The organism is Parvivirga hydrogeniphila, assembly GCF_023371205.1.
Lineage (GTDB): Bacteria > Actinomycetota > Coriobacteriia > Anaerosomatales > Anaerosomataceae > Parvivirga > Parvivirga hydrogeniphila.
The window spans coordinates 93,621-109,780 of the sequence record NZ_JAMCCO010000003.1; the positions used below are offsets into that span (position 1 = coordinate 93,621).

Annotated in this window: 18 protein-coding genes; 14 read left to right on the forward strand and 4 right to left on the reverse strand. The window is 66.7% G+C overall.

Annotated features, from left to right (window positions below):
• The first annotated feature begins 4 nt into the window (after positions 1-4).
• The 5 genes from amrA to hflX all read left to right on the forward strand — a co-directional run bounded on the left by amrA (position 5) and on the right by hflX (position 5,792).
• On the forward strand, positions 5-1,372 hold the full coding sequence (gene amrA / locus MX659_RS08545; RefSeq protein WP_267193069.1) for an AmmeMemoRadiSam system protein A: 1,368 nt from the start codon (positions 5-7) through the stop codon (positions 1,370-1,372).
• Positions 1,372-2,367, forward strand: a complete 996-nt coding sequence (miaA, locus tag MX659_RS08550) for a tRNA (adenosine(37)-N6)-dimethylallyltransferase MiaA (protein ID WP_267193070.1) — start codon at positions 1,372-1,374, stop codon at positions 2,365-2,367. Before amrA ends, miaA begins: the two co-directional genes overlap by 1 nt.
• Complete coding sequence (dapF, locus tag MX659_RS08555; protein WP_267193071.1) at positions 2,349-3,209, forward strand: diaminopimelate epimerase; 861 nt, start codon at positions 2,349-2,351, stop codon at positions 3,207-3,209. The genes miaA and dapF overlap by 19 nt, the downstream gene beginning before the upstream one ends.
• A gap of 82 nt (positions 3,210-3,291) precedes the next feature.
• Positions 3,292-4,449, forward strand: coding sequence for an LL-diaminopimelate aminotransferase (locus MX659_RS08560; protein WP_267193072.1), 1,158 nt, complete (start codon positions 3,292-3,294; stop codon positions 4,447-4,449).
• 20 nt (positions 4,450-4,469) lie between these two features.
• Positions 4,470-5,792 carry a GTPase HflX gene (hflX, locus tag MX659_RS08565; RefSeq protein WP_267193073.1) on the forward strand — a complete coding sequence of 441 codons (1,323 nt, stop codon included), beginning with the start codon at positions 4,470-4,472 and terminating at the stop codon, positions 5,790-5,792.
• Here the strand turns inward: hflX and lexA are convergent.
• Complete coding sequence (gene lexA, locus MX659_RS08570; RefSeq protein ID WP_267193074.1) at positions 5,789-6,412, reverse strand: transcriptional repressor LexA; 624 nt, start codon at positions 6,410-6,412, stop codon at positions 5,789-5,791. The two genes, hflX and lexA, sit on opposite strands and share 4 nt — an antisense overlap.
• 191 nt (positions 6,413-6,603) lie before the next feature.
• Between lexA and MX659_RS08575 the strand changes: the two genes are divergently transcribed.
• The 9 genes from MX659_RS08575 (at position 6,604) to MX659_RS08615 (ending at position 14,576) form a co-directional block, all read left to right on the forward strand.
• The gene (locus MX659_RS08575; RefSeq protein WP_267193075.1) at positions 6,604-7,002 is read left to right on the forward strand and encodes a LysM peptidoglycan-binding domain-containing protein; all 399 of its coding nucleotides are present in this window, start codon (positions 6,604-6,606) and stop codon (positions 7,000-7,002) included.
• A 124-nt stretch (positions 7,003-7,126) separates the two neighbouring features.
• Positions 7,127-7,573: a transcriptional regulator NrdR gene (gene nrdR / locus MX659_RS08580; protein ID WP_267193118.1), complete on the forward strand. Its 447-nt coding sequence runs from the start codon at positions 7,127-7,129 to the stop codon at positions 7,571-7,573.
• Positions 7,574-7,638: 65 nt separating this feature from the next.
• Positions 7,639-9,765 carry an anaerobic ribonucleoside-triphosphate reductase gene (gene nrdD / locus MX659_RS08585; RefSeq protein WP_267193076.1) on the forward strand — a complete coding sequence of 709 codons (2,127 nt, stop codon included), beginning with the start codon at positions 7,639-7,641 and terminating at the stop codon, positions 9,763-9,765.
• A gap of 13 nt (positions 9,766-9,778) precedes the next feature.
• Positions 9,779-10,024 (forward strand): thioredoxin family protein, encoded by a 246-nt coding sequence (locus MX659_RS08590; RefSeq protein ID WP_267193077.1) that lies wholly within the window; start codon positions 9,779-9,781, stop codon positions 10,022-10,024.
• Between the two features lie 10 nt (positions 10,025-10,034).
• Complete coding sequence (locus MX659_RS08595; protein WP_267193078.1) at positions 10,035-10,748, forward strand: anaerobic ribonucleoside-triphosphate reductase activating protein; 714 nt, start codon at positions 10,035-10,037, stop codon at positions 10,746-10,748.
• Positions 10,748-11,179, forward strand: a complete 432-nt coding sequence (dut, locus tag MX659_RS08600) for a dUTP diphosphatase (RefSeq protein WP_267193079.1) — start codon at positions 10,748-10,750, stop codon at positions 11,177-11,179. The genes MX659_RS08595 and dut overlap by 1 nt, the downstream gene beginning before the upstream one ends.
• Positions 11,160-11,663 (forward strand): NUDIX domain-containing protein, encoded by a 504-nt coding sequence (locus MX659_RS08605; RefSeq protein WP_267193080.1) that lies wholly within the window; start codon positions 11,160-11,162, stop codon positions 11,661-11,663. The genes dut and MX659_RS08605 overlap by 20 nt, the downstream gene beginning before the upstream one ends.
• Positions 11,664-11,807: 144 nt before the next feature.
• On the forward strand, positions 11,808-13,232 hold the full coding sequence (locus MX659_RS08610) for an NCS2 family permease (RefSeq protein ID WP_267193081.1): 1,425 nt from the start codon (positions 11,808-11,810) through the stop codon (positions 13,230-13,232).
• Between the two features lie 9 nt (positions 13,233-13,241).
• Positions 13,242-14,576 carry a solute carrier family 23 protein gene (locus MX659_RS08615; RefSeq protein ID WP_267193082.1) on the forward strand — a complete coding sequence of 445 codons (1,335 nt, stop codon included), beginning with the start codon at positions 13,242-13,244 and terminating at the stop codon, positions 14,574-14,576.
• Positions 14,577-14,818: 242 nt separating this feature from the next.
• On the opposite strand, the gene MX659_RS08620 is transcribed toward MX659_RS08615, so the two are convergent.
• Genes MX659_RS08620 through MX659_RS08630 form a run of 3 tightly spaced genes read right to left on the reverse strand, consistent with a single transcriptional unit; the run spans position 14,819 to position 16,160 of the window.
• The gene (locus MX659_RS08620) at positions 14,819-15,136 is read right to left on the reverse strand and encodes a hypothetical protein (protein ID WP_267193083.1); all 318 of its coding nucleotides are present in this window, start codon (positions 15,134-15,136) and stop codon (positions 14,819-14,821) included.
• A gap of 11 nt (positions 15,137-15,147) precedes the next feature.
• Positions 15,148-15,600, reverse strand: coding sequence for an SH3 domain-containing protein (locus MX659_RS08625; RefSeq protein ID WP_267193084.1), 453 nt, complete (start codon positions 15,598-15,600; stop codon positions 15,148-15,150).
• 17 nt (positions 15,601-15,617) lie between these two features.
• On the reverse strand, positions 15,618-16,160 hold the full coding sequence (locus MX659_RS08630; RefSeq protein WP_267193085.1) for a hypothetical protein: 543 nt from the start codon (positions 16,158-16,160) through the stop codon (positions 15,618-15,620).

Below are 16,160 nucleotides of genomic sequence, written 5' to 3' on the forward strand. Positions count from 1 at the left end.
CACGATGTCACGCAGGTTCTTCGGCGTCATCGCGCCGCATCCGCCGATCATGGTGCCCGAGGTCGGCGGAGCGGACGCGCGCGTCACCGAGGCCTCTGCTGCAGCGATGCGTGAAACCGCGCAGATGCTTCGGCGTTTCGACCCCGACGTGCTGGTGGTGATGTCCCCGCACGCTCCTGCGGTCTCCGACGCGTTCGTCGTGGAGACGTCCCCGCGCGTTGCGGGCTCGCTTGCGCAGTTCCGCGCACCGGAGGTCCGTATCGCCGCCCGTACCGACGAAGCGCTCGCGAGCGCCATCCTCGAAGACGCGTCAGACGCAGGCATCCCCGTGATCGACCGCGCAGGGTATCCGGCGCTGCATCCCGGCGTCCTCGACCACGGATACCTTGTGCCGATGAGTTTCCTCGATCCTGACGGCCGCTGTCCCGTGGTCGTGCTCTCGTTGTCGTGGCTTCCGCTTGCCGAGCACCGCCGGTTCGGGAACGTCATCGCTGAAGCGGCCGAACGCCTCGGTCGCCGGGCGGCCTTCGTCGCGAGCGGCGATTGCAGCCATCGCCTGACACCGAGCGCGCCTGCCGGATACTCTCCCCGCGGCGCGGTGTTCGACGCGATGCTCGTCGATGCTCTCAAACACGGCCGCCTGGACGACCTCGCCAACACCGACCTCGCCTTTGCGGAGGAAGCAGGAGAGTGCGGGCTTCGCTCGTTCGTCACGCTCTCCGGCTTCGTGCCGAACGCGGCCACGCGCGTCCTCGCGTACGAGGGCCCGTGGGGCGTCGGCTACCTCACCGCGGTGGCGGGAGACGCCGCGCTCCTCGACGAGCTCGCCACGCCCGAGGCCGGCGTCCGCGGCGGGATGCCTGGCGACGAGGAGTCCCCGCCGGTGGCGCTCGCGCGTCGCGCCATCGAGTCGTACGTGCGCACGAGGCGCGTCATCGACCCGGGGCCAGCAGAGGGGCTCCTCGCGAAGCCTGCCGGGGCGTTCGTGAGCCTCCACCGCGGCCACGAGCTTCGCGGGTGCATCGGCACCATCGCCCCCACGGCGCCGACGCTCGCGCAAGAGATCGTCCACAACGCCATCCAGGCCGCGACTGCTGATCCTCGCTTCCCGCCGCTTTCGCCTGAGGAGCTCGACGACCTGGAGATCTCCGTAGACGTTCTGCACGAGCCAGAGCCGTGCTCGTTTGCGGACCTCGACCCGAAGCGCTACGGAGTCATCGTGAGCGCCGACTGGCGTCGCGGGCTCCTCCTCCCGGACCTCGAGGGCGTCGACACGCCCGAGCAGCAGGTCGCGATCGCCATGCGCAAAGCCGGCATCGCGCCAGGCGAGCACGTCCGTCTCGAACGCTTCCAGGTGGACCGGTACCGGTGATGGCAGGGACTGCGGGGCGCCAGCGCATCCAACGCGTCATAGCGGTGGTCGGTCCGACCGGCGTCGGCAAGTCAGCGCTCGCCGAGTCTCTCGCTGAGCGCATCGGCGGCGAGGTCGTGAGCGCCGACTCGATGCAGGTCTATCGCGGGATGGACATCGGCACCGCGAAAGTGCCTCCGGCGGAGCGGCGCGTGCCGTACCACTGCATCGACCTCGCCGATCCCGGGACGCCGTTTTCCGCCGCGATGTACCAGCAGTACGCCCGGCGAGCCATCGACGACATCGTGGCCCGCGGCCGGGTCCCCGTGCTGTGCGGCGGGACGGGCCTGTACGTCCGCGCTGCGCTCGACGACATGCGCTTCCCGTCCGGCGAGATCGCCTCGCCTGTGCGGGAAGAGATCGAGGCGCTCGCCGAACGCCTCGGCGCAGAAGGGCTGCACGCACACCTCGCACGCATCGACCCGGCCTCAGCCGCGCTCATCCACCCCAACAACGTCCGCCGGACGGTCCGCGCGCTCGAGATGGCCGCGCACGGGGTCTCATACGCGGAACAGGCGTCGCGGTTCTCCGTGCGGACGAGCGTCTACCCGACGGTGCTCATCGGCCTCGTGATGCGACGCGATCTCCTGTACGCCGCGATCGACGCGCGCGTTGACGCGATGCTCGAAGCGGGGCTCCTCGACGAGGTCCGGGCGCTGCTCGTGCGCGGCTACCGTGAAGCGCTCACCGCACGGCAGGCCATCGGCTACAAAGAGCTCGTGCCGGTGATCGAAAAGGGCGCTCCGCTCGACCAGGCCGTAGCGGCCATCAGGCAGGCCACCCGTCGCTACGCGAAACGCCAGCTCACCTGGTTCCGCGCTGACCCCCGCATCCGCTGGATCGACGTCACCGGACGGTCGCCCGAAGACGTGCGTGCCGACGCGCTTCGGCTGGTAGAATCAGCGGACACGCACGACACCGACGCCGAGGAGGAACGATGCGGCTCGAATTCGTGAAGATGCACGGTATCGGCAACGACTTCGTCGTGATCGACGATCTCGACGAGGGCCTGGACCTCGACCCGACCGCGGTGGAATGGATCTGCGACCGGCACTTCGGCGTCGGCGCAGACGGCCTCATCGTCGTGCGCCGCGCGATGCGCGCTGACGCAGACCTGTACATGCATTTCTTCAACGCCGACGGCTCGCTCGCCGAGATGTGCGGCAACGGCATCCGATGCCTGGTGAAACACGCCGTCGACACGGGCATCGTGCCCGCGGACGCGACACGCGTCGCCGTGGAGACGCTCGCGGGCGTGAAGCACGTCACCTTCGAACGGGACGGTGCCGGCCGCATGACGGTCGCCACGGTCGACATGGGGGTCCCTGCGCTGGCGCCTGAAGACGTGCCGGTGGACCTGCCTGGGGACATGGTATACGACTGCCCGCTCGAGACGCCGCAGGGGACGGTCCGCATCACCGCCGTCGGGATGGGCAATCCGCACGCCGTGATCTGGGTCGACGACGTAGACTCGGCGCCGGTCGACACCGTCGGCCCGGCCGTGGAGACGCACCCCGCGTTCCCGAAGCGCACGAACGTCGAGTTCGCCGAGCTGGTGGACGACTCGCGCATCCGCCTGCGCGTCTGGGAGCGGGGGGTCGGCGAGACGCTCGCGTGCGGCACGGGCGCGTGCGCGACGGTCGTGGCAGCGGTGCTGTCGTGCCGCACCGGCCGCTCCGCCACCGTCGAGCTGCCCGGCGGCGAGCTCGTCGTCCGCTGGCACGAGGACGACCGTGTGTATATGACCGGCCCAGCGACCACCGTCTTTTCTGGCGCGATCGACATAGCCGAAGAGTGAGCGGGTTCTGCTACCATTACGCGCAACCCGGCTTCGACCGACCGAACGCGCCGATGCGAGCAACGAAGGAGATGTCACGCCCGTGAGAACCGCTTCCCGTATCGCGAACCTCCCGCCGTACCTGTTCGCCGAGATCGACCGCAAGAAGGAGGCGAAGCAGGCGCAGGGCATCGACGTCATCTCGCTCGGCATCGGCGACCCCGACACGCCGACGCCGGACCACATCGTGGACGCTATGGCACGCGCCATCCGCGACCCGAAGAACCACCAGTACCCTTCGTACTTCGGTGCCAAGCGCTACCGCGAGGCGGCAGCCGAGTGGATGCGACGCCGCTTCGGCGTCGACGTGGACCCGGCCACCGAAGTCCTCGCACTCATCGGCAGCAAGGAAGGTATCGCGCACGTCTTCCTTGCGTTCGTCGACCCGGGCGACTACACGCTCGTGCCGGGCGCTGGATACCCCGTGTACCACACCGGCGGCATCCTCTCGGGCGGGCAGAGCTGGTTCATGCCGATGACCGAAGAGAACGGATTCCTCGCTGATTTCGAGAGCACGCCGCCTGAGGTGCTCGCGAAGGCGAAGATGATGTTCCTGAGCTACCCGAACAACCCCACTTCAGCCATCGCGACCGAGGAGTACTTCGATCGCGCTATCGCGTTCGCGCGCGAGCACGACCTGCTCCTCATCCACGACAACGCGTACTCCGAGATCGGGTTCGACGGGTATCGCGCACCGAGCATCCTGGAACGGCCCGGAGCGAAGGACGTCGCCATCGAGCTGTTCAGCCTGTCGAAGGCGTACAACATGACCGGCTGGCGTGTGGCGTTCGCCGCCGGCAACGCTCAGGCGATCAAGGCGCTCGGCACCGTGAAGAGCAACATCGATTCCGGTGTGTTCACCGCGATCCAAGACGCCGCGATCGAGGCGCTGCTCGGGCCGCAGGACTCGATCCAGGAGCTCTGCGCGCTGTATCAGCGTCGCCGAGACCTCGTCATCGACACCCTGCATCGCATCGGGCTTCACGCGCAGACCCCGAAGGCCACCATCTACGTGTGGGCGCGGGTGCCCGAGGGGTACACCTCCGCCACATTCGCCGAGAAGGTGCTCGACGAGGCGAACGTGATCGTGGCACCCGGCAACGCGTACGGACCGAGCGGCGAGGGGTACGTCCGTATCAGCCTCACCACTCCTGACGACCGGCTCGAGGAGGCCCTCGAGCGCATCAAGAACACCCTCTGAGGGGGTCGCACACGGACCGGATGCCCGAACGGGCCACTGGATACGAACCTGCCACGGACGAACGCCGGGAGCGCGCCGTCTTGGTCGGCGTCGAACGGGTCGGAGACGCGCGTCCGTACGCGTGGGACATCGAAGAGGACCTCGCCGAGCTTGCGCGCCTCGCAGATACAGCAGGGCTCGAGGTGGTCGGCACGGTGACGCAGCGTCTCGCGCGTCCGGAAGCGAAGACCTTCATCGGCACAGGCAAGGCCGAAGAGGTCGCGCGGTTGGCGAAGGAGCGTAACGCTGGCGTCGTCGTGCTCGACGAAGAGCTCACGCCGAGCCAGCAGGCGAACCTCGAGCGGCTGCTTCCCGACGTTCGCGTCATCGACCGCACCGCGCTCATCCTCGACATCTTCGCCCAGCACGCCGTCAGCTACGAGGGCAAGCTGCAGGTGGAGCTCGCGCGTCTTGAATACCAGCTGCCGCGATTGAAGGGCATGTGGGAGCACCTCGAGCGCGAGCGCCTTGGCGGCGGCAGAGGCGCGCGCTTCGGTGCAGGCGAGTCGCAGCTCGAGACGGACCGGCGGCTCACCCGCAAGCGCATCGCCGAACTCAAGCGCGAGATCGCCTCCATCGCTCGCCACCGCGAGACGCAGCGGCGCGCTCGCGTGGGATCCGGCGTGTTCCGCATCGCGCTCGTCGGCTACACCAACGCGGGAAAGTCGACGGTCTTGAATGCGCTCACGGACGCTGGCGTGTTGGTGGAGGACAAGCTCTTCGCGACGCTCGACGCCACCACGCGCCGGCTCGAGCTCCCGATGGGCAGGGAGGCCACGATCACCGACACCGTCGGTTTCATCAACAAGCTGCCGCACGGCCTCGTGGAATCGTTCCGATCGACGCTGCTAGAGGCCAGGGAGGCCGATCTGCAGCTGCACATCGTGGACGCGTCCTCGCCGCACGCTGCTGCGCGTGTCACGGCCGTCAACGAGGTGCTCACGGAGATCGGCGCGAACGAGCGGCGGCAGGTGCTCGTCTTCAACAAGTGCGACCTGCTCTCAGCCGAAAGCCGCGCACGGCTCGCTGCAGCGTGGCCGAACGCGGTGTTCATCGCGGCGGCCACGGGGGAGGGGATCGACCGCCTCGTGGAGCGCCTTGCGCAGGAGGCCGCGCGGCTCGATGAGCCGATCAAGGTCACGCTGCCGTTCTCGCGCGGCGACCTCGTCTCGGCGGTGCACGAGCGCGGCACGGTGGTGTCCGAGGAGCACACGCCTGATGGCACCGTCATCATCGCGCGCGTTCCGCACGACCTTGCGGCCCGTCTCGAGCCGTTCCGTCGCAGTGAGGCGGAGCAGGGCTAGAGCCGACGGAAGAGCGCCACGACCTTGCCGAGGATGCGCGCTTCGCGCACGTAGATCGGATCCATCGTGCTGTTCTCCGGCTGCAGCCGGATCCTGTCCGGTTCGCGGAAGAACCGCTTGACGGTCGCTTCGTCGTCGATGAGCGCGACGACGATGTCGCCGTTGTCCGCCGCAGGCTGCTGACGCACGACCACGTAGTCGCCGTCGAGGATGCCCGCCTCGACCATGCTGTCCCCACGCACGCGCAGGATGAAGGTGGAATCGCCTGCGAACTCGGCGGGCAAGGGGAGCGTGGCCTCGATGTTCTCCGCGGCGAGAATCGGCTGCCCCGCGGCCACCGACCCCACGAGCGGTACCGCCGTCACGGACCGAGGATCCACGCCGCGCTCGGTGTCCCGGAAATCGAGCACTTCGAGCGCGCGCGGCTTGGTCGGGTCGCGCCGGATGTAGCCGTGCTTCTCCAGCGCCGCGAGATGAGCGTGGACGGTGGACGAGGACGACAACCCGACCGCTTCGCCGATCTCGCGGACCGACGGCGGATACCCTTTGCGGTGGATCTCGGCCCGGATGAAGTCCAGGATCTGCTCCTGGCGCCGGGTGAGCCGTGGCTGATACTCCATGTCGCCCCCTTGCTTCGGGACCCTCGCGCCTAGTCTACAGCCTTGCATGCACGAATGCAAACATGCGTTCGATGTCGTCTTGCAATACGAACACGTGTTCGGTATGCTTCCATCGAACGGCTGTTCGATGGATGTCAGACCCCGTCCGTACGATGACGCGTGGAATGCGCACGACGACACAGGAGCCGAGGATGAGGAGCAGGGAACACACGAGGACGAGGCGCGAGCCGCGATGCGCCGTCACGCTGGAGATGCTCGGGGCGGTGCTCTCGCTCGCGCTCTTGATCGCTGCGATCGTCCACGCGGCGGGCGCCGCAGCAACGCCTCCGACGGACGTCAAGAGCGTGACGATCGTCGTGCAGCGGGGCGACACGCTGTGGTCGATCGCACGACGGTGCGCTGTGCCTGGCGACACGATTCCCGAGAAGGTCGCCGCCATCCGCGCCGCGAACGGGCTGCACTCGGCGTCCCTCTCGCCGGGGCAGTCCCTCTCGATACCCGTCATCGGCGACGATGCTGGCCGCGACCGGGTGGCGGAGGCGTCCGAGCTCGCTTCCAGGGACGGCTCCGGGCCGCACGAGACGAGGTGATGCCTGCCGCACGCGCCCGTTTCGCCACTGCCCGTCGTGAACTCCGCACGCATTCCGACTTGGCCATTGCGACGCAATATCTTGTGTGCTAGTCTCGGAGGCGGCCTAGATGTGGGGGTGGCAGATGCGGTGCCCGTATTGCGGTCACGAAGAGACGAGGGTCGTCGACTCCCGGGTCTCTGAGTCGGGGGACGCGATCCGAAGGCGTCGCGAGTGCCTTCAGTGCGCGAAGCGGTTCACGACCTACGAGCGCCGCGAGGACGTGCCGCTCATGGTCATCAAGAAGGACTCGCGCCGCGAGCCGTTCGACCGCGGGAAGCTGCTGCGCGGGCTGGTGGTCGCCACCGCCAAACGCAACGTCACCACGGCGCAGCTCGAAGCGCTGATCGACGACATCGAGACCGAGCTGCACAACTCGTTCAGATACGAGGTCCGCGCCAAAGACCTCGGAGACATGGTGTTGAAGCGGCTCCTGGAGCTGGACAAGGTCGCGTACATCCGGTTCGCGTCCGTGTACAAGCAGTTCCAGGACCTTGATGAGTTCACGTCCGAGCTCAAGAAGCTTGGTTGAGCCGAAACAGCGGAGCTCTGGCTCGGCGCACGGGACGGAGAAGACGTCACAGAAGGCAGGTCGCAATGGTTCTTGAACGCACAGTCAACGTCATCAAGCCGGCGCCGGCCCCTCGGGCAGCGGAGACGACCGACATCGCGCTCCTCGTGGCCACATCGTCCCGTCAAGAGATCGACGCGTGGGACCGCTCGAAGATCGCAGACTCGCTCGTGAAGGAGACCGGCTGCGACCGGGCGCTCGCCGAGGAGATCGCGCTTGCCGTCGAGGACCGCATCGACCGCACGAACCTCCTGACGGTCACCACGGCCATCATCCGCGAGTTCGTCGACCTGGAGCTCCTCGAGCGCGGCCTGACGACCACGCTCAAGCGCCATACGCACCTGGGCCTGCCGATGTGGGACGTCGAACAGATCATCACGAACGCCAACAAGGAGAACAGCAACACCACCCACAACCCTGAGTCGATCAACCTGACGCTCGCGGAGACGATCCTCAAGGAGTACGCCCTGCGCAAGGTGTTCTCGGAAGACGTCGCCGAAGCGCACTACGTGGGCGACATCCACATCCACGACCTCGGCTTCATCATCCGGCCGTACTGCGGCGGCCACAGCCTCGAGTACATCAAGAAGTACGGGCTCAAGCTGCCGAACATCACGAGCGTGAGCAGACCCGCGAAACATCCGGAGGTGCTCATCGGCCACATGGTGAAGATGGCGAGCGCGCTCCAAGCGCACTACGCTGGTGCCGTCGGCTGGGAGGCCGTCAACATCTTCTTCGCGCCGTTTCTTGTCGGCAAGACGGACGAGGAGCTCGACCAGCTGGCCCAGATGCTCATCTTCGAGTTCAACCAGCTCGCCGGCGCGCGCGGATCGCAGGTCGTCTTCACCGACTTCAACCTCTACTTCAACGTTCCGCGGCACTTCGCCGACACGCCGGCCATCGGCCCGGGCGGCGTGTACACGGGCAAGACCTACAAGGACTATGAGCAGGAGGCCCAGGCGTTCTTGCGCGCCATGTTCAACGTCTACATGCGCGGCGACGCACACGGCAAGACGTTCGTCTTTCCGAAGCCGCTGCTGCATATCAACGAGGACTTCTTCACCACGCCGGGCCACGAGGAGTTCCTCGACCTCGCGTGCGCGGTGGCAAGCAAGCAGGGCATCACGTACTTCGTCTTCGATCGGGGCGATGAGGTCACGGTCTCACAGTGCTGCCGCCTCAAGTTGAAGCTCTCCGAGGAGCAGCTCAAGGAGACCAGCACGCCGGAGCGGATGCGCTTCTCGGCGCTGCAGAACGTGACGATCAACCTGCCCCGCATCGCGTACAAAGCCAACGGAAACGACCAGGCGCTGTTCATGGAGCTCAACCGGGCGCTCGAGCTCGTCGCGAAGGCGCACGTCCAGAAGCGCGCGTTCATCCGCGGACTTCTGGACCTCGGAGCGGAAGGCCCGCTCGGTCTGCTCACCCTCGACCTGGACGGTTCGCCGTACCTCGACATGGACCGCCTCACGTACCTCGCAGGGCTCATCGGACTGAACGAGCTCGTGCAGGTCCACACCGGCCAGCAGCTCCACGAGTCCGACGAGGCGCTGCGGTTCGGCCTGAAGGTGGTCGCGGCGATGAACCTCAAGTGCCGCGAGCTTTCCGAGCGGTACGGCATCAACCTCGTCCTCGAAGAGACGCCGGCGGAGTCCGCTGGCTATCGGCTCGCGAAGCTGGATCTGAAGTACTGGCCGACGCAGGCCGCCCGCGCGATCAAAGGAGACCCGTCCAGCGGGCACTGCTACTACACGAATTCGGTCCACCTGGCCGTGGACGCGCCTATCGACTACATCGAGCGCGTCGAGAAGCAGTCGCGGTTCCACCCGCTCATCGAGGCGGGCGCCATCGTGCACGTCTGGCTCGGAGAGAGCGAGCCGGACCCGCAGGCCATCAAGTCGTTCGTCGTCAAGACGTTCCGCAACACGCAGTGCGCGCAGATCGCCTTCAGCCCTGAGTTCACCGTGTGCGAGACCTGCCAGCGCACCAGCAGAGGGCTCAAGACGCAGTGCCCGCTGTGCGGATCGCTCGACGTCTACGGCGTGACGCGTATCGTCGGCTACTTCAGCAAGGTGCAGACCTGGAACCGCAGCAAGGTGGCCGAGCTGTACGACCGGGTGCGCACGGACCTGTCCGGCGTGCCGAGCGCGTGAAGGGGTGCAAAGCGTGGAAGTCAAGCTGTTCGTGAAAGAAGACTGCCCGCGTTGCCCGGCAGCCAAACGGGCGTGCGAGGGCATCGACCAGCTCAGGATCTACGACGTCGACTCGATCGACGGGCTGGCCGAGGCCTCGTTCCACGGCGTGCTGGCAACGCCGACGGTCATCGTCGTCGACTCGACCGGACGTGAGGTCGCCGCGTGGCGGGGAACAGCGCCTGATGCGAGCGAACTCCGCGCTGTCCTTGCGAACTAGGAAGGCCGCCGTGAGCCTGACGACGACAGCTCCGAGACTGCGGATCGCAGCCTGGCAGCCAGCGAGCATGCTGGACTGGCCGGGCCGCATCGCGGCGACCGTGTTCGTGAGCGGCTGTCCGTTCCGATGCCCGTACTGCCACAACCCTGACCTCGTCGCTCCGGGTTCTGCGCAGGACAGCACGCCGCTTTTGGAGCTTCTCGCCGTACGTCGCGGCTGGATCGACGGCGTCGCCATCACGGGGGGAGAGCCGACGGCCGATCCGGGGCTGATGGAGCTCCTCGCCGCGCTTCGCGACATGGGGCTTCCGGTCAAGCTCGACACGAACGGAAGCAGGCCCGAGGTGCTCGAGCGCATCCTCGAAGAACGTCTCGTCGAGATGGTCGCGCTCGACGTGAAGACCGTGCCCGAGCGCTACGACGCGCTCACCGGCGTCGCAGGCTCAGCCGAGGCGGTGGCGCGGAGCGTCGACCTCGTCATCGGCTCGGGCGTGCGGCACGAGTTCCGCACCACTGCCTGGCCGGGTTCGCTCACCATCGAAGACTTCCCGCGCATCGCGCGCGCGCTCGCGGGCGGCGAGCGGTACGTCATCCAGCAGTTCCGTCCTGAACGGACGCTCGATCCGGACGCCGCGGCCGTCTTGCCTTTCAGCGCAGACGCACTCACGAAGGCCGCTTCGCGCTGCGAAGCGCACCTCCCCACGACGCTGAGAGGCGTGCGGTGATGGATCTTCGCATCAAGCGCCTCGATCCAGACCTGCCGCTCCCGTCGTACGCTCACGAGGGCGACGCAGGGCTCGATCTCTACGCAGCCGCAGACGTCACGCTTGCTCCGTTCGCGCGAGCACTCGTGCCTACCGGCATCGCGGTCGCGATACCGGAGGGGTACGCGGGGTTCGTCCAACCGCGGAGCGGACTCGCGATCAAGCATGGCCTCGGTCTGGTCAACAGCCCCGGCCTCATCGACAGCCACTATCGAGGCGAAATCAAGGTCATCGCCATCAACCTGGACCCGACTGAACCCATCGAGATCAAGCGCGGCCACAAGATCGCGCAGCTCGTCATCCAGAAGGTCGCTGCCGTGCGCCTGGTGGAGACAGTGGAGCTCGATTCGACCACGCGAGGGGAGGGGGGCTTTGGGAGCACCGGCGTCTGAGGCCCCGCGCGTGCGCGTCGCTGCTGCGATCCTCGCTCCCGGCGGTCTCGTCGTCGTCACTCAACACAAGCACGGCTCCTCGTACGCCCTGCTTCCGGGAGGAGGAGTGGCGTGGGGAGAGCCGCTCGATAAGGCCCTTGAACGAGAGGTGCTCGAGGAGATCGGGCTTCCCATCGCCGTCGAGCAGCTTCTTCTCGTGAACGACTCGATCGCCCCTGACGGCAGCAGGCACGTCATCAACCTGACCTTCTCTGCACGCCCGCTGTCGTCCACGGACAGCCTCACACCTCACGACCCGGCCGTCGACGCCGTCCTCGTCGTTCCCCTCGACGAGCTCGCGTCGCTCGACTTGCGGCCGCCGATCGCCCGCCATCTGCTGCACGCGCTCGGCAACGACCGCCTACTGCCCTGCGCCACGTACCTCGGTGCGCTGTGGGTCCATGATCTGGACGACGCCCGAAACGGAAGGTCACCAGGCAGATGATGGCGCATGTACTTTACATAACATGGCCGAGCGCATCTCCGACTGCCTTGGAGGGGGTGAGGACTGCACACGTGAGTACCATCGCGGCGGACTCGATCAAGATCGCGTGACCTACACGAACGACCAACAGAAAGGACTGGTGCGATGGAGAAGTTCTTCAAGTTCAAGGAGCGAGGCACCGACCTCAAGACGGAGGTGCTTGCCGGCGTCGCCACGTTCATGACGATGGCGTACATCATCTTCGTGAACCCTGGCATCCTGTCTGCGGCCGGGGTCCCGTTCGCTGGCGCTGCGACCGCCACCGCGCTCGGCGCGGCGCTGATGTGCATCTGCATGGGAGTGTTCACGAACCGCCCGCTCGCCTTGGCCTCCGGCATGGGCCTGAACGCTGTCGTGACCTTCTCTGTCATCGGTTTCCAGCAGGCCAACGTGCCGTGGCAAGTCGGCATGGCCGTCATCTTCGTCGAGGGCCTCGTCATCCTCGCCCTGGTCCTCACGGGCCTTCGCGAGGCGGTCATGGACGCCATCCCGATCGACTTGAAGCGCGCGATCGGCGTCGGCATCGGCCTGTTCATCACGACCATCGGCCTCAATGAGGGCGGCATCATCCAGCCGAACTCGGCGACGCTGATCTCGCTCGGCGACTTCACGCAGAAGTACGTCTGGGTGACCCTCATCAGGCTTCTCGCCATCCTCATCTTCATGGCGCTGCGAATCAAAGGCGACATCCTGTGGGGCATCGTCACAGCGACCGTAGCGGCGCTCATCTTGGGCGTCACCTCGCTGCCGAAGGGCGGCGTCGTCGCGCCGCTGGACTTCAGCACGTTCTTCGCGCCGTTCCAGACGGTGGACGGTGGGACGATCGCGCTCGCCAAGGTCTTCACCCCGTCGCTCCTCCTCATGGTCTTCGCCATCATGCTCACCGACTTCTTCGACACCATGGGAACCGTCATCTCCATCGGTGAGCAGGCAGGATTCGTGGACGAGAACGGCAAGGTCCCAGGGATCCGGAGCATCTTGACCGTCGACTCGATCGCCGCAAGCGTGGGCGGCCTGTTCGGCGCGAGCTCGATCACGACCTACATCGAGTCCGCGGCAGGCGTCGCGGAAGGCGGCCGCACCGGGCTCATGTCGATCGTGACCGGCGTCCTCTTCGCGCTTTCCGCGTTCTTCGCTCCTGTGATCGCCATGATCGGCGGCGGCTACGACGTGGGCAACGCGGTGCACTTCGGGCAGCTCGCGGGCGCAGGGTTCACGGTTCCCGAGGGCTCGTACTACATGTATCCCATCACCGCAGGCGCGCTCATCGTCGTCGGCTTCCTCATGATGCGCACGGTGCGCGACATCCCATGGACCGACCTTGAAGAGGCGTTCCCGGCGTTTCTGACCATCGTCGGCATCCCGCTGACCTACAACATCAGCTACGGCATCGGGCTTGGCTTCATCAGCTACGTGCTGCTCAAGGTGTTCCACGGCAAGGCTAAGCAGGTGCACCCGCTCATGTGGGTCGTCTCCGTGGCCTTCGCCATCACTTTCGTCCTGCCCGCGATCGAGAAGCTCATCGGTTAGGAGAGCGCCGTGGCTGAGAAGACTCGCGTCATCCAGACCGACGAGAAGCTGCCGCTCGCGCAGGCGATACCGCTCTCGGTCCAGCACCTCATGGCCATGTTCGGCGCCACGGTGCTCGTCCCGTACCTCACGGGGCTGCACCCTGGGATCGGCCTCATGACCTCGGGCATCGGCACCATCGTCTACCTCATCTGCGTTCGCAACAAGATTCCGAGCTACCTTGGCTCGAGCTTCGCCTTCATCGCACCACTCATCGCTGTCGGCGGCGGGCCCGGCGGAAAGAACATCCCGGCTGCGCTCGGCGGCCTGGTCGCCGCTGGTGTCGTGTACATGGTCGTCGCTGGCATCATCAAGTACTTTGGGACCGACTGGCTCAACAAGGTCCTGCCGCCGGCCGTTGTGGGCGCCGTCGTCATCGTCATCGGCCTCGGGCTTTCCGCAGTGGCCGTGAAGATGGCCATGTTCCCGGGAGCCGACCCCTCCAAGGGCGTCGACCTCAAAGGGCTCGCTGTCGCTGCGATCACGCTGTTCGCCGCCATCGCATTCTCGTCGTACCTCAAGGGCTTCGCGCGGACGATACCGGTGCTCTTGGGCATCATCGTCGGGTACGTGGTGTCGATCCCGCTCGGCATGGTCGACTTCAGCGGCGTCGCGCAGGCCAAGTGGATCGACTGGCCCTGGCAGTACTTCACGTATCCGAAGTTCGACCTCAACGCGATCCTCATCATCGCGCCTGTCGCGCTCGTCGTGGTCGTCGAGCACATCGGGCACCTGCTCGTCATCAACGAGATCACGGGCAAGGACTTCACGCCCATGCTGCCAGAGTCGCTGTTCGGCGACGGCCTCGCCACCGCGCTGTCTGGCGCCGTCGGCGGCACACCGTCTACGACCTATGCCGAGAACATCGGCGTCATGGCCGTCACGAAGGTCTACGCCACGCAGGTCTTCTGGTACGCGGGCGCGTTGGCCTTCATCATCGGCGGGTTCGTGCCCAAGATCTCGGCGCTCATCAGCTCGATCCCAACCAACGTCATGGGCGGCGTGTCGCTGCTCCTGTTCGGACTGATCGCATCGAGCGGTCTTCGCCTGCTCGTGGACTCGGGCATCGACTACAGCCACAGCCGCAACCTCATCCTGTCCAGCGTCGTGCTAGTGGTCGGCATCGGCATGGAGACGGGAGGTTTCACGATCCCGCTCGGGCGCTACACCGTCCCCGGAATGGCGCTTGCCACGCTCCTGGGCGTCGTCCTGAATCTGATCCTGCCGCCGGAGCCGGAGGGCGCAGCGATCGATGCGCCAGACTTCACCGCCGAAGTCCAGTCGGATGCGGCGCGCGAGGCATAAACGTCCATGCGACGGAGTGCGGTCCGCGTCACAACGAGCCGCACTCCGTCGTCGTCTTCCGCGAGTCCATGGTCGAACGTGCTCGTGGCGCTCCGCGAGACCATCGCTCCGGAAGAGACCGGCTCACGCGTTCCCGCCGCAAAGGCCATACTCCAGACGTGCTCGCTATGTGTGATAATATATCTTATGTTAAGTGCGTCTCAGAACCGCCCTGTCGACCTGCTGCGCCTCGTGCTGCTGGCTTACTCCCCCTCGAACGCCGTGTCGATGTAGGTTTCCTCGAACTCGGCGGTCGTCATCTCGTCGAGGTCGGCCTGGGTCTCGTTCAGCCAGGCAAGGGCCTCGTCGTAGTCGTCGAAGGAAGCGAGGACGGCCACACGCTCCTCGTCGTCCAGGCGGACGGCCTCGACGCGATACTCTGCTACTTCTTCCGGGAGATCGATGCGCGGTCGGCGCCAGAGGATGTCGTCGCGCCACTCGAAGTCAAGGTCCCCTTGCGCGTCGAGCCGGATCAGCCGCAGGCGGTAGAAATCTCTCGCTTCGCCGAACACTCGTGCCATCTTCTGGCCTCTCACTTCTCCAGCCGCGTGTAGCTGCCGCCGGCAGCCACCCATCCCTCAGACCCGTCCATGTCGCGGACGTGGTACCAACCGGTCCCCTCTTCAAGAAGCAGCAGCCGCTGGCCTGCCTTCAGCCGCTTGACCACGGCGGCCGCCGTGCTCGGCCGCTCGCGGAGCTTGAGCCCGTCGACGAGAACGACCACGCCGGAACCGGCCGCCGCACCCCCCTCCCCCTCCGTCTGCTGGGTGGGGCTTCCAGTCGACGGCTCGCTGGTCTCCGTGGCGGCGCCAGACGGCGTCTGCGTTGCCTCGCGTGAGCCTCCCCGAGAACGAGAGACCGCATCCTGGTACGAGGCGAACGCCGCTGCGACGACCCACAGCACGACGACGAGCGCACCGACGGCCGCGATCACGCGCACCGCTCTCGGCACCTCGCGCCCCTCGATGCGCCCGAACTCGTCCATCGCGCCCCCTCATGACCTCAGATGTACAGCCCCCCGCCGTACACCACATCGTCTTCCAGCCGATACTTCGCCTTCATCTCCGCAAGCAGGGCGTCGGCCGCATCGAGGTAGCTCCGGATGGCAGGAATGTCGACGGCGGTGAGCGCATCGAGCGTCTCTGGCCCCTCTGGTTTCGCGATCGCCTCGGCTTGCTCCATGATGAGCTCGGCGGCATCGCTCAGGTCGTCCGCGATGGGGACGAGCTCCTTGGGAAGCGGCATCGTCGCGAGCTCCAGCGCGTCCACGCGCATCCGCGACGCGACCTCGCGCAGCGTCTTCCGGTCCTCGTGGGCGTCGTCGAGCGCGAACGCGATCAGGTCGCCGTCGCTCGCGTCCGCCAGGTGCTTGACGACCGCGGCAAACGACTCCAGACCCGCACGCACGCCTTCTCGACGGCCGACGAGCGTGATGAGGTGGCGCTTGACCGTACGCCGCCACAGGAGCACCGCCCCGATGGCGGCGCCTGCGATGAGGGCCGCTCCGAGCACTGCCCCAAGAACGATGATGAGGGTGCGGTCCAC

Excerpts from the sequence above, each read along its gene's own strand:
- lexA (WP_267193074.1), bottom strand. The coding sequence starts at position 6,412 with ATGGAGTATCAGCCACGGCTCACCCGGCGCCAGGAGCAGATCCTGGAC.
- dapF (WP_267193071.1), top strand. The coding sequence starts at position 2,349 with ATGCGGCTCGAATTCGTGAAGATGCACGGTATCGGCAACGACTTCGTC.
- MX659_RS08575 (WP_267193075.1), top strand. The coding sequence starts at position 6,604 with ATGAGGAGCAGGGAACACACGAGGACGAGGCGCGAGCCGCGATGCGCC.
- dut (WP_267193079.1), top strand. The coding sequence starts at position 10,748 with ATGGATCTTCGCATCAAGCGCCTCGATCCAGACCTGCCGCTCCCGTCG.
- hflX (WP_267193073.1), top strand. The coding sequence starts at position 4,470 with ATGCCCGAACGGGCCACTGGATACGAACCTGCCACGGACGAACGCCGG.
- miaA (WP_267193070.1), top strand. The coding sequence starts at position 1,372 with ATGGCAGGGACTGCGGGGCGCCAGCGCATCCAACGCGTCATAGCGGTG.
- MX659_RS08625 (WP_267193084.1), bottom strand. The coding sequence starts at position 15,600 with ATGGACGAGTTCGGGCGCATCGAGGGGCGCGAGGTGCCGAGAGCGGTG.
- nrdD (WP_267193076.1), top strand. The coding sequence starts at position 7,639 with ATGGTTCTTGAACGCACAGTCAACGTCATCAAGCCGGCGCCGGCCCCT.
- MX659_RS08620 (WP_267193083.1), bottom strand. The coding sequence starts at position 15,136 with ATGGCACGAGTGTTCGGCGAAGCGAGAGATTTCTACCGCCTGCGGCTG.
- amrA (WP_267193069.1), top strand. The coding sequence starts at position 5 with ATGTCACGCAGGTTCTTCGGCGTCATCGCGCCGCATCCGCCGATCATG.
- MX659_RS08610 (WP_267193081.1), top strand. The coding sequence starts at position 11,808 with ATGGAGAAGTTCTTCAAGTTCAAGGAGCGAGGCACCGACCTCAAGACG.
- nrdR (WP_267193118.1), top strand. The coding sequence starts at position 7,127 with ATGCGGTGCCCGTATTGCGGTCACGAAGAGACGAGGGTCGTCGACTCC.